This window comes from Streptomyces sp. NPDC091972 (genome assembly GCF_044756385.1).
Taxonomy (GTDB): Bacteria; Actinomycetota; Actinomycetes; order Streptomycetales; family Streptomycetaceae; genus Streptomyces.
On the sequence record NZ_JBIVSV010000006.1, the window covers coordinates 294,567 to 307,567 of the forward strand.

At 72.7% G+C, this 13,001-nt stretch carries 12 protein-coding genes; 5 read left to right on the forward strand and 7 right to left on the reverse strand.

Annotated features, from left to right (window positions below; genetic code table 11):
• The 4 genes from ACIQJT_RS20300 to ACIQJT_RS20315 all read left to right on the forward strand — a co-directional run bounded on the left by ACIQJT_RS20300 (nucleotide 1) and on the right by ACIQJT_RS20315 (nucleotide 4,938).
• A complete protein-coding gene (locus ACIQJT_RS20300; RefSeq protein WP_402645275.1) occupies nucleotides 1–1,008 on the forward strand; it encodes a hydroxyacid dehydrogenase in 1,008 nt (335 codons plus the stop codon).
• 90 nt (nucleotides 1,009–1,098) lie between these two features.
• A complete protein-coding gene (locus tag ACIQJT_RS20305) occupies nucleotides 1,099–1,761 on the forward strand; it encodes a pyridoxamine 5'-phosphate oxidase family protein (protein ID WP_365458047.1) in 663 nt (220 codons plus the stop codon).
• Nucleotides 1,762–1,819: 58 nt separating this feature from the next.
• Nucleotides 1,820–3,142 carry a radical SAM protein gene (locus tag ACIQJT_RS20310; RefSeq protein ID WP_365458050.1) on the forward strand — a complete coding sequence of 441 codons (1,323 nt, stop codon included), beginning with the start codon at nucleotides 1,820–1,822 and terminating at the stop codon, nucleotides 3,140–3,142.
• A 323-nt stretch (nucleotides 3,143–3,465) separates the two neighbouring features.
• Nucleotides 3,466–4,938 carry a cellulose binding domain-containing protein gene (locus tag ACIQJT_RS20315; RefSeq protein ID WP_402645278.1) on the forward strand — a complete coding sequence of 491 codons (1,473 nt, stop codon included), beginning with the start codon at nucleotides 3,466–3,468 and terminating at the stop codon, nucleotides 4,936–4,938.
• Nucleotides 4,939–5,000: 62 nt separating this feature from the next.
• Here ACIQJT_RS20315 and ACIQJT_RS20320 read toward each other — a convergent pair whose 3' ends face one another.
• From ACIQJT_RS20320 to ACIQJT_RS20350, 7 genes are all read right to left on the reverse strand, one after another.
• The gene (locus ACIQJT_RS20320; RefSeq protein WP_365458056.1) at nucleotides 5,001–5,678 is read right to left on the reverse strand and encodes a GntR family transcriptional regulator; all 678 of its coding nucleotides are present in this window, start codon (nucleotides 5,676–5,678) and stop codon (nucleotides 5,001–5,003) included.
• Between the two features lie 65 nt (nucleotides 5,679–5,743).
• Nucleotides 5,744–6,745 carry a proline racemase family protein gene (locus ACIQJT_RS20325; RefSeq protein ID WP_365458059.1) on the reverse strand — a complete coding sequence of 334 codons (1,002 nt, stop codon included), beginning with the start codon at nucleotides 6,743–6,745 and terminating at the stop codon, nucleotides 5,744–5,746.
• Between the two features lie 33 nt (nucleotides 6,746–6,778).
• Nucleotides 6,779–7,675 (reverse strand): dihydrodipicolinate synthase family protein, encoded by an 897-nt coding sequence (locus ACIQJT_RS20330; protein WP_402645281.1) that lies wholly within the window; start codon nucleotides 7,673–7,675, stop codon nucleotides 6,779–6,781.
• Between the two features lie 30 nt (nucleotides 7,676–7,705).
• Nucleotides 7,706–9,148: an FAD-dependent oxidoreductase gene (locus ACIQJT_RS20335; protein WP_402645284.1), complete on the reverse strand. Its 1,443-nt coding sequence runs from the start codon at nucleotides 9,146–9,148 to the stop codon at nucleotides 7,706–7,708.
• Nucleotides 9,141–9,443 (reverse strand): (2Fe-2S)-binding protein, encoded by a 303-nt coding sequence (locus ACIQJT_RS20340; RefSeq protein WP_365458068.1) that lies wholly within the window; start codon nucleotides 9,441–9,443, stop codon nucleotides 9,141–9,143. Before ACIQJT_RS20340 ends, ACIQJT_RS20335 begins: the two co-directional genes overlap by 8 nt.
• On the reverse strand, nucleotides 9,437–10,624 hold the full coding sequence (locus ACIQJT_RS20345) for an NAD(P)/FAD-dependent oxidoreductase (protein WP_402645287.1): 1,188 nt from the start codon (nucleotides 10,622–10,624) through the stop codon (nucleotides 9,437–9,439). The genes ACIQJT_RS20340 and ACIQJT_RS20345 overlap by 7 nt, the downstream gene beginning before the upstream one ends.
• A gap of 150 nt (nucleotides 10,625–10,774) precedes the next feature.
• Nucleotides 10,775–11,671, reverse strand: coding sequence for a LysR family transcriptional regulator (locus ACIQJT_RS20350; protein WP_402645290.1), 897 nt, complete (start codon nucleotides 11,669–11,671; stop codon nucleotides 10,775–10,777).
• Nucleotides 11,672–11,732: 61 nt separating this feature from the next.
• On the opposite strand from ACIQJT_RS20350, the gene ACIQJT_RS20355 reads away from it, so the two are divergent.
• Nucleotides 11,733–12,947 carry an MFS transporter gene (locus ACIQJT_RS20355; RefSeq protein ID WP_402645293.1) on the forward strand — a complete coding sequence of 405 codons (1,215 nt, stop codon included), beginning with the start codon at nucleotides 11,733–11,735 and terminating at the stop codon, nucleotides 12,945–12,947.
• Nucleotides 12,948–13,001: the final 54 nt, after the last annotated feature.

A 13,001-nucleotide genomic window follows, 5' to 3' on the forward strand; every position in this document is an offset into this window, starting at 1 on the left:
TTGCCCGAGCGACCCCAGGCGCTGTTCGCCATGACCCCCGAGAACGTGCCGCTCGTCTTCCCGCCCCAGGTGCTGGCACGGCTGCGGGAGTGGGTGGACATCGATCCCGCGGTGGTGGCCGAGGACCTCACCGACCCGGCTCTCGCGGACGTCCTGGCCCGCACCGAGATCCTCGTGACCGGGTGGGGCTGCCCGCGCCTGGACGCCGCCGCCCTCGACGCGGCCCCGAAACTGCGGGCCGTCCTGCACGCGGCCGGCTCGGTCAAGGGCTTCGCCACCCCCGAGATCTGGCGGCGCGGCATCGTCGTCTCCTCGGCGGCCGAGGCCAACGCGGTGCCCGTGGCCGAGTACACGCTCGCCGCGATCCTGCTCGCCGGCAAGGACGTCTTCGTGCGCCGCGAGCGGATGCGCGCCGAGCGGTCCTCCCCCGCCTGGGGGGTCGTGCCCGGCATCGGCAACCACGGGCGGCGGGTCGGGGTGATCGGGGCGTCCCGGATCGGGCGCAAGGTGATCGAGCTGCTGCGCCCGTTCGACCTCGCGGTGACCCTGACCGACCCGTACGTCGACGCGGCGGGGGCCGCCGAACTGGGCGTCCCGCTGGCGGGGTTGGACGACCTCCTGCGCTCCAGCGAGATCGTGACCGTGCACGCCCCCGAGACCCCCGAGACCCGGCACCTCATCGGCCGCCGCGAGCTGGCCCTGATGCCCGACGGGGCGGTCCTGGTCAACACCGCGCGGGGCAGCCTGGTCGACACCGACGCCCTCGTGGACGAACTGCGCGCCGGCCGCCTGTCCGCGGTCCTCGACGTCACCGACCCCGAGCCCCTGCCCGCGGACTCGCCCCTGCACGACCTGCCGAACGCCTTCGTCACCCCGCACCTGGCGGGGTCCCAGGGCAACGAGCTGGCGCGGCTGGGGCTGGCGGTCGCCGAGGAGGCCGGGCGGGTCGTGTCGCGGGCGGACCTCGCGTGGCCGGTGGACCACGCCCGGCTGGAGCGAACGGCCTGAGGTACGGATTTCGCTGTTCTCGGGCCGTCTCAAGGTCCAGCCGCCCAGAAGGCTGGTCTCGGGATCACCGGATCAGTAGCGTCTCGGTTCATGCTCCCTGATCAGCTCCCCGAGACCGACCTCACCCGCCACCGGCGTCTGCGCGAGCAGGGCAGCCTGGACCGGGCCGATCTGGAGGCGATTCTCGACGCCGGGTTCGTCTGCCATCTCGGGGTCGTGGTCGAGGGACGGCCGATCGTGGTGCCCACGGTGTACGGGCGGCACGAGCGGCAGCTCTACCTGCACGGCTCGGTGGCCAGCCGGAGCCTCGCGGGCGGTGCGCCGGTCTGCGTCACGGTCACCCACGTCGACGGGCTGGTGCTCGCGCGGTCCGTCTTCGAGCACGGCGTCAACTACCGCAGCGCCATGATCCACGGCGAGGCCCGCAAGGTGACCGACCCCGAGGAGAAGCTGTCGGGCCTGCGCCGGCTCACCGAGCACGCGACGCCCGGCCAGTGGTCGTACGCCCGGCAGCCGAGCCGGAAGGAACTCGCGGCCACCACCCTGCTCGCCCTCCGCCTCGACGAGGCCTCCGTCAAGATCCGCACCGGCGCACCCGAGGACGGGGACGGACCCGACGCCGAGCTGGGGCTCTGGGCCGGTGTGCTTCCGCTCACGTCGGTGTGGGGCGCGCCCGTTCCCGACCCGGCACTGCCCCCGGAAACGCCCATACCGCCCCATATCTCACGCCGTGAGGGGACCCGGCACGGATGATGTCCGAGCGAGGGCATACCGTGAGGAGTCGTACGTCCGATCCGGGAGGAGATACGGGATGGGCAGCCGTACCGCGCTGGTCGAGGATCTGATGGAGCGGTTCCCGCAAGTTCCGCGGGAAGCCGTCTTCAAGGAGGACCTGTTGCGGGGTGGCGTGGCCTTCGACCCGTCCGCCCTCAGCGACAACGAGTCGGGTGAGGTGAAGCCGAAGTCGTACTTCATCTTCTCCTTCGACCACGGCACCCTGCCGGAGCTGGGCGAGGCAGCGCTGCGCCGCCCGCCGGAGGAGATCATCCTCACCGGCGGCCCCTACGACCTGCGCAGGACCGTCGTCTCGGTGCGGGTGAACCCGGCCTCGCCCTACCGTGTCGCCGCCGACGACAGCGGCATGCTGGGGCTCTACCTCGACGGCAAGCGGATCGCCGACGTGGGCGTGCCGCCGATGCCGGAGTACTACCGGCACAAGCTCTCCAGCGGCAAGTCCGTCATGGAGGTCGCCCCGACCATCCAGTGGGGCTACCTCATCTACCTGACCGTCTTCCGGGTCTGCCAGTACTTCGGCGCCAAGGAGGAGTGCCAGTACTGCGACATCAACCACAACTGGCGCCAGCACAAGGCGGCCGGGCGGCCGTACACCGGCGTCAAGGACGTCGAGGAGGTCCTCGAGGCCCTGGAGATCATCGACCGGTACGACACCGCCAAGGCGTCCACCGCCTACACGCTCACCGGCGGCGCGATCACCAAGACCGTCTCCGGGCGGGACGAGGCCGACTTCTACGGCCACTACGCCAAGGCCATCGAGGAGCGCTTCCCGGGCCGCTGGATCGGCAAGGTCGTCGCGCAGGCGCTGCCGAAGGACGACGTGCAGCGGTTCAAGGACTACGGCGTGCAGATCTACCACCCCAACTACGAGGTGTGGGACGAGTACCTCTTCAAGATGTACTGCCCGGGCAAGGAGCGGTACGTCGGCCGGGACGTGTGGCACAAGCGCATCCTGGACTCGGCCGAGGTGTTCGGCGCGCGCAACGTCATCCCCAACTTCGTGGCGGGCGTGGAGATGGCCGAGCCCTTCGGGTTCAAGACGGTCGACGAGGCCATCGCGTCCACCACCGAGGGCCTGCGCTTCTTCATGTCGCACGGCATCACGCCCCGCTTCACCACCTGGTGCCCCGAGCCCACCACCCCGCTCGGCAAGGCCAACCCGCAGGGCGCGCCGCTGGAGTACCACATCCGGCTGCTCCAGGCGTACCGCCAGACCATGGAGGACTTCGGTCTCTCCTCGCCCCCCGGGTACGGCCCGCCCGGACCCGGCCGTGCCGTCTTCTCGGTGAGCTCCTTCATGGACAGCCTCCCGGCGGCGCCGGAACCGGCCGAGGTCTGACCTCTCCGTACGACATCCCGCTCCGGGCGGCCTCCGCGGCTGCCCGGAGCGGTGGTATGTCCTGCCCGGGCAGGGCGTAGTTCCCGTCACGGCTGGTTCTTGTGTGGCGGGATTGATACGTTCCCGCTTCCGGTCCGTACACAACGGAGTCACACCGTGTGGCCCTGTGCCGTGCGGGCCTGGACCGAACCCTCGGTAACCGTTTTGAATAGCCTGCTTGTCAGTTGTGTGGGAGACGTGAAAGGCTCCTGTCCTGCCGCGAGGTTCCCCCCAACTCCATTGCCAGTATGGTGAGTTGACCTCGCTTTGGATGCAGGAGACCCATGCCCGACCTGCCGACCCCCCAGGACGCCGCCGAGGCCGCGCTGTTCTCCGAGTGCTGGGATGCCGTGCTGTCGTACGCCGATCTGTGCACGGCCGGCTCCACCGCCGCCACGGAACTGGCCAGGGAAGCGTTCTCCCTCGGCATGCGCGAGGCGCGGGAAGCGGAGGCCGCCGTCCGCGGTGCCGGCCGCCGTACCGCCCGGCTGCCCCGAATACCGCTGCTGCTCACCGCCGTTCGCACCACCGCCGCGGACTGGGAGACCCAGGGCCTCGGCCACCGCCTCGACCCCGACCTGCGGCTGTGGCTCAACTCCGACAAGGCCGCCCGCTACACCGGCCCGCCCCTCCAGCGCCCCATCGCCCTGCGCGGACTGCGCGACCTCCAGGCGGCGGACGCCGAACTGCTGTGGCTGGCCGAGGTGGAGGCGCTGCCGCTGCCCGTGGTGGCCCGTCGGCTCGGCCTCGACCCGGCCACGGTGGGGGACGAACTCGCCCAGGTGCGCGGCCTGTTCCGGGACCGCAGCCACCGCAACCACCTCGACATGCCGATGGACGCGCAGTGCCGCAGCTACGCCCGGCTGCTGGACGCCGTCACCCGCTCCACCTCCGGTGAGACCCCGGAGGACCTGTCCCGTCATCTCGCGCGGTGCCAGCAGTGCGCGGAGGCCGCCGCCTGTCTGCGCCTGCACGGTGGCGGGCTGCCCGCGGCCCTCGCGGGCGGGGTGATCGGCTGGGGCGGACTCGCCTACCTGGAGCGTCGCCGCCGGGCCGCCGAGGTACGCCTCGGCGCGGGACGCCCGCCGGCGCTGGAGAGCGGACCCCCCAACCCCGGCGCGCACAAGGCGAAGGTGGCGCGCAACGGGCTGCTCGTCGCCGCCGTCCTGGTCTCCCTGCTCGCCCTCGCGGTCTCGATGATGCCGGGCGACGACATGGACAACGGCGCCGCCGGGCCCGGTGCCTCCGCCGAGGGCCGGCCGGTGGCCAACCCCACCGCGTCCGTCCCCACCGCCATCTCGCGGGCGCCGGGCTCGACCGGGGCCTCCGGCACCCCCACGGGGAACCCGTCGGAGTCCACGGGGGTGAAGAACTCCGACCCGGAACCCCAGGGCACCTCCTCCGGCGGCGCCGAGGAGCCGGAGCCCGACGAGAGCGGCACACCGGTCTGCCGGGTCGAGTACTCCCTCGTCAACCAGTGGCCCGACGGCTTCCAGGCCGAGGTCACCGTCACCACCCCCGAGGCGCTGGACGACTGGCGGGTCACCTGGTCCTTCAAGGACGGCCAGAAGGTGACGCAGATGTGGGACGCGGACTACACCCAGAGCGGCGCGAAGGTCACCGCGACCGCCGCCGACTACAACAAGTCGGTCCCCGCGGACGGTTCGCTCTCCTTCGGCTTCCTCGCCTCCTGGCAGAGCAGGAACGCCCCGGCGTACGACTTCTCCGTCAACGGGCGGGAGTGCGTGAAGTCCTGACGGCGGCCGCAGGGTCACTCCCGCACGTCTCCCGCGCAGGGGGCAGTCGGACCGCCCCGCCCCTACGGCGCCGCCCACAGCCCCCGCACATGAGCGATGTGCCGGGTCATGACCTCCCGCACCGCCGACTCGTCGCGGGCGACCAGCGCGTCGAGGAGTTCGAGGTGTTCCTCCGCGGAGGCCAGCAGACGGCCGGACTTCACCAGCGGGGTCAGTCCGTACAGCCGCGACCGCTTGCGGAGGTCGCCGACCACCTCCACCAGGTGGGCGTTGCCCGCGAGGGCGAGCAGTCCGAGGTGGAAGCGGGTGTCGGCCTCGACGTACGCGATGAGGTCACCGGACACCGCCGCCTGGACGATCTCCCGGGCCGCCGGACGCAACGCCTCCAGCGAGACCGCGTCGGCGGTCGAGGCCAGCTCCACAACCGTGGGGATCTCGATCAGCGCGCGGATGTGGGTGTACTCGTCGAGCTGCTTCTCGGAGACCGCGGTGACCCGGAACCCCTTGTTGGGGACGGTGTCGACCAGGCCCTCCTTGGCGAGGTCGAGCATGGCCTCGCGCACGGGTGTGGCCGACACACCGAAGCGGGCGGCGAGCGCGGGCGCCGAGTACACCTGTCCCGGCAGCAGTTCGCCCGCGATCAGCGCGGCCCGCAGGGCGTCGGCGACCCGCTCCCGGTAGCTGCTCTTCTTGCCGCCGAGGACGGGCAGAGCGGGGGTGTCGAGTCGCTGGGCGGCCATGAGGGGCATCTCCTAGTGGTGCAATGTCACGCGGCACCCGGCATTATCCTCGACGCGCTCCGCGCTCAGAGGACGAATCCCGCCGGGAACGGATCGGTGGGGTCGAGCAGGTACTGGGCCGTGCCGGTGATCCACGCCCGCCCGGTGAAGCTGGGCAGCACGGCGGGACGGCCCGCCACCTCGGTGGTGCCGAGGAGCCGGCCCGTGAACCGCGTCCCGATGAAGGACTCGTTCACGAACTCGGTGTGCAGCGGGAGTTCGCCGCGCGCGTGCAACTGGGCCATGCGCGCGCTGGTGCCGGTGCCGCAGGGGGAGCGGTCGAACCAGCCCGGGTGGATGGCCATCGCGTGCCGGGAGTGCCGGGCGGTGGCCCCGGGGGCGATCAGATGGACGTGGTGGCAGCCGCGGATGGACGGGTCCTCCGGGTGGACGGGCTCCTCCTCGGCGTTGATCGCCGCCATGAGGGACAGCCCCGCCTGGAGGATGTCGTCCTTGCGCGCCCGGTCGAAGGGCAGTCCGAACTCCGCCAGCGGCAGGATGGCGTAGAAGTTGCCGCCGTACGCCAGGTCGTACGTCACCGTCCGCCCGTCGGCCAGGGCGATCCTGCGGTCCAGGGCGACCGAGAAGGACGGCACGTTCCGCAGCGTGACGTTCTTCGCCCGGCCGTCCTCCACCGCGACCTCGGCGACGACCAGGCCCGCCGGGGTGTCGAGCCGGATCGTGGTGACCGGCTCGACGACCTCGACCATCCCGGTCTCCACCAGCACGGTCGCCACCCCGATCGTGCCGTGCCCGCACATCGGCAGATAGCCCGACACCTCGATGTAGACGACACCCCAGTCGCAGTCCGGGCGGGCCGGCGGCTGGAGGATCGCCCCGCTCATCGCCGAGTGCCCGCGCGGCTCGTTCATCAGGAGCTGCTTGACGTCGTCGCGGTGCTCACGGAACCACAGCCGCCGCTCGTTCATGGTCGCGCCGGGGATCGTGCCGATCCCGCCGGTGATCACGCGGGTGGGCATGCCCTCGGTGTGCGAGTCGACGGCGTGCAGGACGAGTTTGCTGCGCATGACGCTCCTGGTGGTCGCAGGGACGGTTCGGGGCTACGCGAGTCCGGCCGCGACCGCCTTCTCGGTGGCGGCCCGCACGACGGCCTCCTGCTCGGGCAGCAGCGGGACCCGCGGCGGGCGGCACCTCCCGCCGTGACGGCCCACGATGTCCATCGACAACTTGATGGCCTGCACGAACTCCACCTTGGAGTCCCAGCGCAGCAGCGGGTGCAACTGCTCGTACAGCTTCTTCGCGGTGGCGAGGTCACCGCTCACGGCGGCCCGGTACAGCTCGACCGACGACCTGGGCAGCGCGTTCGGGTAGCCGGCCACCCAGCCCTTGGCCCCGGCGAGCGCCAGCTCCAGCAGGACGTCGTCGGCGCCGATCAACAGGTCCAGTTCCGGGGCGAGTTCGGCGAGCTGGTAGGCGCGCCGGACGTCACCGGAGAACTCCTTGACCGCGCGGACGAACCCGTCCGCGTGCAGCCTGGCCAGCAGTTCGGGCACCAGGTCGACCTTGGTGTCGACGGGGTTGTTGTACGCCACGACCGGCACGCCCGCCTTCGCGACCTCGGCGTAGTGCGCGAGCACCGACCGCTCGTCGGCCCGGTAGGCGTTGGGCGGCAGCAGCATCACGGACGCACAGCCCGCGTCGCGCGCCTGCTCGGCCCAGCGCCGGGACTCCGCCGAGCCGTACGCGGCGACCCCCGGCATCACCCGCTCACCGCCGATCGCCGCCACGGCCGTCTCCACGACCCTGGCCCGCTCCTCGGGCGTGAGGACCTGGTACTCGCCCAGCGAGCCGTTCGGCACGACGCCGTCGCAGCCGTTCTCGACCAGCCAGGCGCAGTGCTCGGCGTACCTGCCGTGGTCCACGGACAGGTCGTCGTTCAGGGGGAGCGCGGTGGCGACGAGGACGCCGCGCCAGGGGCGGAGGTCGGTGGTGGTCATGGCGTTTCCCTCTCAGTGGGGTGTGACATGTTACTGATCCCGGTCTTCGCCGGGCCCCTTCTCCGGTTCACGGCCCTCCCGCTCCCCGGTCTCCCCGGCCCGTGCCAGCACGCCCAGCGGCACCGGCCGCGCGAACGGTCTGCGGCCCGCCGTCTCCGCGCACCCGGCGACCCCGGCGACCCCGGGTCCGCACACCCGGCCCTGGCACCAGCCCATCCCGGCCCGCGTGAGCAGCTTCACGGTCCGCAGATCACCGGCTCCCAGCTCCCGGACCGCGTCGCGCACGGCACCGGCCGACACCTCCTCGCAGCGGCACACCACGGTCTCGTCGGTGACCTGCTCGGCCCAGTGCGCGGGCGGCGCGTACGCCGAGTCGACAGCGGCGAAGAAGGCCCGCAGCCGTTCCCGGGTCCGCGCGGCGGCCGCCCACTCGCCCGGGTCCGGCGTCCGCCCGGCCAGCCGTGCCGCGATCGACCGCCCGGCGATGTGCCCCTCGGCGAGCGACAGGGCCGAGCCCCCGATGCCGGTGACCTCGCCCGCCGCCCACACGCCCGGCACGTCGGTGCGCTGCTCGTCGTCGACGTGCACGTCCGTCCCGTCGACGCGGCAGCCCAGCGCGTCGGCGAGGTCGGTGTGCGGCAGCATGCCGTGGCCCACGGCGAGGGTGTCGCACCCGATGCGCCGCCGGGTGTCCGGGCGTACCCGTCCCTCCCGGTCGAGGGCCGCGACCGTCACCGCCTCCAGCCGGTCGCAGCCGTGCGCCTCCACCACGGTGTGGCGCGGGAGCGTGCGCACCCGGTGCCGGAGCAGCCGGCCCGCGTACCCGGCGCCCTCGGCCAGCTTGTCCGGCCGGACCGACAGCGCCCGGGACCGCCGTACGAACGACATCGGATCGGCCGAGTCCACCAGCGCCGCCACCGTCGCGCCAGCCGCCGCGAGCCCCGTGGCGACGGGCAGCAGCAGCGGTCCGGTGCCGGCGACGACAGCGGTACGGCCGGGCAGCACGAGCCCGCCCTTGAGCATGGCCTGCGCCCCGCCCGCGGTGACGACCCCGGGCAGCGTCCAGCCGGGGAAGGGCAGCACCTTCTCGTAGCCGCCGGTGGCCAGGAGGACCGCGTCGGCGGGCACCTCGACCGGTTCGTCCTGCTCGGGGCCGGCGAGGGCGTGCACGATGAGTCCGGCGCCGCCCCGGCGCTCGACGAACCAGACATGATGCTCCGTCAAGTGCCGTGCTCTGCCCGCCCGTAGGTGGGTGCCCAGGCCGTCCCGGAGTCTCTCCCAGGTCCGCCACTGGTGGTGCAGCGCGCGGGGGCGGCGGGCGCCGAACTCCGGCGCGGGCTGCCGGTAGAACTGTCCGCCCGCCTCCGGCGCCGAATCGATCAGCGTGACGCGGACACCACGGGCCGCCGCCGCGAGGGCGGCCGCGAGCCCGGCCGGGCCCGCGCCGATCACCGCCAGGGTCGGTTCACTCATCGTGGCCGGTCCCCTCCTGCGTGCGGATCGCGTCCCCCGGTCGCAGCCGGACCAGGCAAGCCCGTTGGTTCGGGCGGTCGTTGACGGTCACCAGGCAGTCGAAGCAGACGCCGATGCCGCAGAAGATCCCGCGCGGCCGGCCCTCCCCCCGGGTGGTGCGCCAGGAGGTGACCCCCGCCGTCCACAGCGCGGCGGCGACGGTCTGCCCGGGCAGGGCCTCGATCTCCCGCCCGTCGAGCGTGACGGTGAAGGCGGGACCGGGCTCGGCGCGCACCAGTTCCAGCGGGTTCACCATGCCTCCCGGGAGACGGGCGACGAGGCGGACAGCGGGGCGGGGGCGGGGAAACGGTCGGGCCGGAAGGGGGCGAGGTCCAGTGCCGGTGCCCGCCCGGCCAGCACCTGGGCGATCAACTGCCCGGTCCCGGTGGACAGTCCGATGCCCGCGCCCTCGTGCCCGCACGCGTGGAACAGTCCGGGTACCCGGGGATCGGGGCCGATCGCGGGCAGGTGGTCGGGCATGTACGGGCGGAAGCCGAGGTACGTCCGCATCGCGCGCACCCGCTCCAGGAACGGGAACAGCCGGGTCGCGCCCGCCGCCAGCGCCCGCAGCGCGGGCAGCGACAACGAGCGGTCGAAACCCACCCGTTCACGGGTCGCGCCGATCAGGACCGGCCCCGCCGCCGTCCCCTCGACCACCGGCGAGGTCTGCAGGGCCGCCGAGTCGCTGGCCACGTCGGCCACGTAGTCGGCGGCGTACACCTTGTGGCGGATCAGGCGGGGGAGCGGCTCGGTGACGAGGACGAAGCCGCGCCGGGGGAGCACGGGCAGGTCCGCTCCCGCCAGCGCGGCCAGTTCACCGCCCCAGGTCCCGGCGGCGTTGACGACGTGCGATGCGTGGATCTCGCCCCGGTCGGTGCGCACCCCGCGGACGGCACCTCCGGCCCCGCGCAGCACCCCGGTCACCGTCGCGCCGGTGAACAGACGGGCGCCCGAGGCCCGTACGAGGTGGGCGGCGGCCAGGGTCGGCATGACCTGCGCGTCCTGGGGATACAGCACTCCGCCCGCGAGTCCGGGCGCCAAGTGGGGCTCCAGGTCCCGGAGTTCGGCCGCGTCCACCCGCACCGCCTCGACCCCGGCGGCGCGTTGCCCGGTCGCGAACCCCTCCAGGGCTTCGAGGCCGTCGGGGCCGGCGGCGACGACCACGCCGCCCTTGGGGTCGTACTCGATCGCCTCGCCGAGTTCCGCGGCCAGCTCGACCCACAACCGGCCGGACCACAGGGCGAGTTCCAGCTCGGGGCCCGGCTCCTTGTCGGAGACCAGGAGGTTGCCCTCACCGGCGCCCGTGGTGCCGCCGGCCACCGGGCCGCGGTCGACGACGATCACGTCGAGGCCCGCCCGAACGGCGTACAGGGCGCAGGCCGCACCCACCATCCCGGCTCCGACGACCACGACGTCGCAGGTCAGTCGCTTGGTCACGTCAGTACTATGTCACATGCCGCTGTGGACGGGAACACCCCGACGGCCGACACGGCCACCCCCATCGGGCGATACCCCAGTGACTCGTCGCCACTCCGGAAGACGGCAGGGACACCCGTGTTCCCGATCGGGTCGGTTGCTGCCACGTCCTCAGGGAGCTGTGGGGCGAAGGGCAAGGAGGGCTTGCAGTGGCCGGGTGGGCTGGGGGGTGCCGCGCCAGATCAGTGCTTTGCGGTAGGTGAGGGAGGGACTGATCGGGACGGTACGGATGCGGGAGTCGGCTGTGAGGGCCCGGTCCGTGCCCACGGTGAGGGCGATGCCCACTCCGGCCTCCACCAGTGCGACGTGCAGGCCCCCGTCGTTGGTCGCGTACTGGGTGGTGAAGAGGATGCCGGCCGCGTCGAACGCGGACTGCAGGCGTGGCCGTAGTCCGCTGTCGGGGCCGTAACTGATCAGGGTCCTGCCGGACAGCAGCTCGATGGGCATGCTCACCCGGCCGGCCAGCGGAGAGTCCGCTGGTACGACGGCCACGATCTCGTCCTCGAGCATGACCACGCTGCGCAGGTCTTCGGCCAGGGGCTGCTGGGGCAGGGCCACCACGGCGGCGTCCAGTTCGCCTTCTTCGACGCGCGAGATGAGTGCGGCGCTGCGTCCTTCGACGAGCCGCACGGCGACGCCCGGGTACTGACGGTGGAAGGTGCCCAGGAGTGCGGGCAGCGGGGTGTGCTCGACCCCGTCCACGGTGCCCAGGATGAGTGTGCCGGTGACCAGGGCGGCGCGGGAGGCGAACTCGGCGGTCACGCGGTCGGCGTCGGCGAGGGTCCGGGCGGCCAGGGGGAGCAGCACTCGGCCGGCCTCGGTCAGTCGGACGCTGCGTGTGCTGCGTTCGAAGAGCGCTTCGCCGAGTTCTTTTTCCAGGGAGCGGATCTGGTGGCTGACGGCGGGCTGCGCCACCGACAGCCGCTCGGCGGCGCGGGTGAAGCTCTGCTCCTCGGCCACGGCCACGAAGACCCGCAAGGTCCTCAGTTCCACGATCATCAGCCTCATTTATCAATGGCATCAAAAACCGGTCTTTGACGTCGAGACAGCTTATCGACACCGTAGAGGCATGGCTGATGTGACCCAGGCGCCGAAGCGCCTCGACGGGACGGATGCGACGCTTGCGGACCCCCTTGGCCCGCCCGGGCTCAGCACGGGGCAGGTGACGTGGATGTCGGTCGCGGCCGGCGTGAGCGTCGCCAACGTCTACTACCTCCAGCCGCTGCTGCGGCCCTTGGCCGCCTCTTTCGGCGTTTCCGACGCACTCGCCGGACTGCTGCCGATGATCACCATGGTGGGCTACGCGGCCGGGCTGCTGCTGGTGGTGCCCGCCCTGGAAAGGACGGGACTGCACCGGTTGATGCGCCGGCTGAACGCCGGCAGGCTGGTCGCCCTGGCGCTCGCGGCATCCGCCACCGACTACCCGCTGTTCGCGGCGGCATCAGCGCTGCTGGGAGCAACCAGCGTGCTGGCACAGATCCTGATGCCGGCCGCGGCGTCGCTTGCGCCGCGCGAGGCCGTGGGGCGCACGACGGCGCGCATCACGGCCGGCCTCTTCGGCGGCATCGTCGGTGCCCGGGTCATCGCCGGGGCGCTCGACGGTCTCCTCGGCTGGCGTTCGGTGTACGTGCTGTCGGCGCTGATGACGCTGGTCGTGCACCTTGCACTGCGAGGCCTGCCCGAACCGCCCGTGCGCCACGGGCTGGGCTACCGGGCCCTGCTGGCCTCGCTTCTCCCACTCCTGCGAGATCAGCGCGGGCTGCGCTGGGCGGCGCTGACGGCCGCTGCCGGATTCGCCGGCTTCAACGTCTTCTGGACCGCGGTGACGCTGTACGTGACCGGCCCGGCGCACCGCTGGTCGACCACCAGCGCCGGACTGCTGGGCCTGGTGGGCGTCGTCGGCACCGCCACGGTACTGGCCGTCGGCCGGTTCCTCGACGGCCGAATGCGGCGACGCCTCGCGGTAGCGGCCGCGGGGACGATGGTGCTCGGCCTCCTCGTCGCCGGTGCGGGGGGCCTGTCGGCCGGCGCCCTCATCGTCGGGGCCCTGCTGCTGGACTCCGGTGCCCGCGTGAGCAACGTCGCCAATCAGACCCACGCCCTCACACAGCATCCCGAGGCACGCGCCCGCCTCAACACCCTGTACATGACCGCGTACTTCGCGGCCGGATCGCTCGGTTCCGCGGCAGGGGCACTGCTCTTCGCACACGGCGGCTGGACGGTCACCGCACTGGCCGCCGCAGCCCTGGCCGCACTGGGAGCGGCGCTCGCAGCCAGAACTTAGCGAGAGGGTCAAGAGCCTCCTCACCGGGAGCCCACCGGCCCGTCCATCTCCCCC

Coding starts and splice junctions, on each gene's coding strand:
- ACIQJT_RS20305 (WP_365458047.1), top strand. CDS start 1,099: ATGCTCCCTGATCAGCTCCCCGAGACCGACCTCACCCGCCACCGGCGT.
- ACIQJT_RS20310 (WP_365458050.1), top strand. CDS start 1,820: ATGGGCAGCCGTACCGCGCTGGTCGAGGATCTGATGGAGCGGTTCCCG.
- ACIQJT_RS20315 (WP_402645278.1), top strand. CDS start 3,466: ATGCCCGACCTGCCGACCCCCCAGGACGCCGCCGAGGCCGCGCTGTTC.
- ACIQJT_RS20320 (WP_365458056.1), bottom strand. CDS start 5,678: ATGGCCGCCCAGCGACTCGACACCCCCGCTCTGCCCGTCCTCGGCGGC.
- ACIQJT_RS20325 (WP_365458059.1), bottom strand. CDS start 6,745: ATGCGCAGCAAACTCGTCCTGCACGCCGTCGACTCGCACACCGAGGGC.
- ACIQJT_RS20330 (WP_402645281.1), bottom strand. CDS start 7,675: ATGACCACCACCGACCTCCGCCCCTGGCGCGGCGTCCTCGTCGCCACC.
- ACIQJT_RS20335 (WP_402645284.1), bottom strand. CDS start 9,148: ATGAGTGAACCGACCCTGGCGGTGATCGGCGCGGGCCCGGCCGGGCTC.
- ACIQJT_RS20340 (WP_365458068.1), bottom strand. CDS start 9,443: ATGGTGAACCCGCTGGAACTGGTGCGCGCCGAGCCCGGTCCCGCCTTC.
- ACIQJT_RS20350 (WP_402645290.1), bottom strand. CDS start 11,671: ATGAGGCTGATGATCGTGGAACTGAGGACCTTGCGGGTCTTCGTGGCC.
- ACIQJT_RS20355 (WP_402645293.1), top strand. CDS start 11,733: ATGGCTGATGTGACCCAGGCGCCGAAGCGCCTCGACGGGACGGATGCG.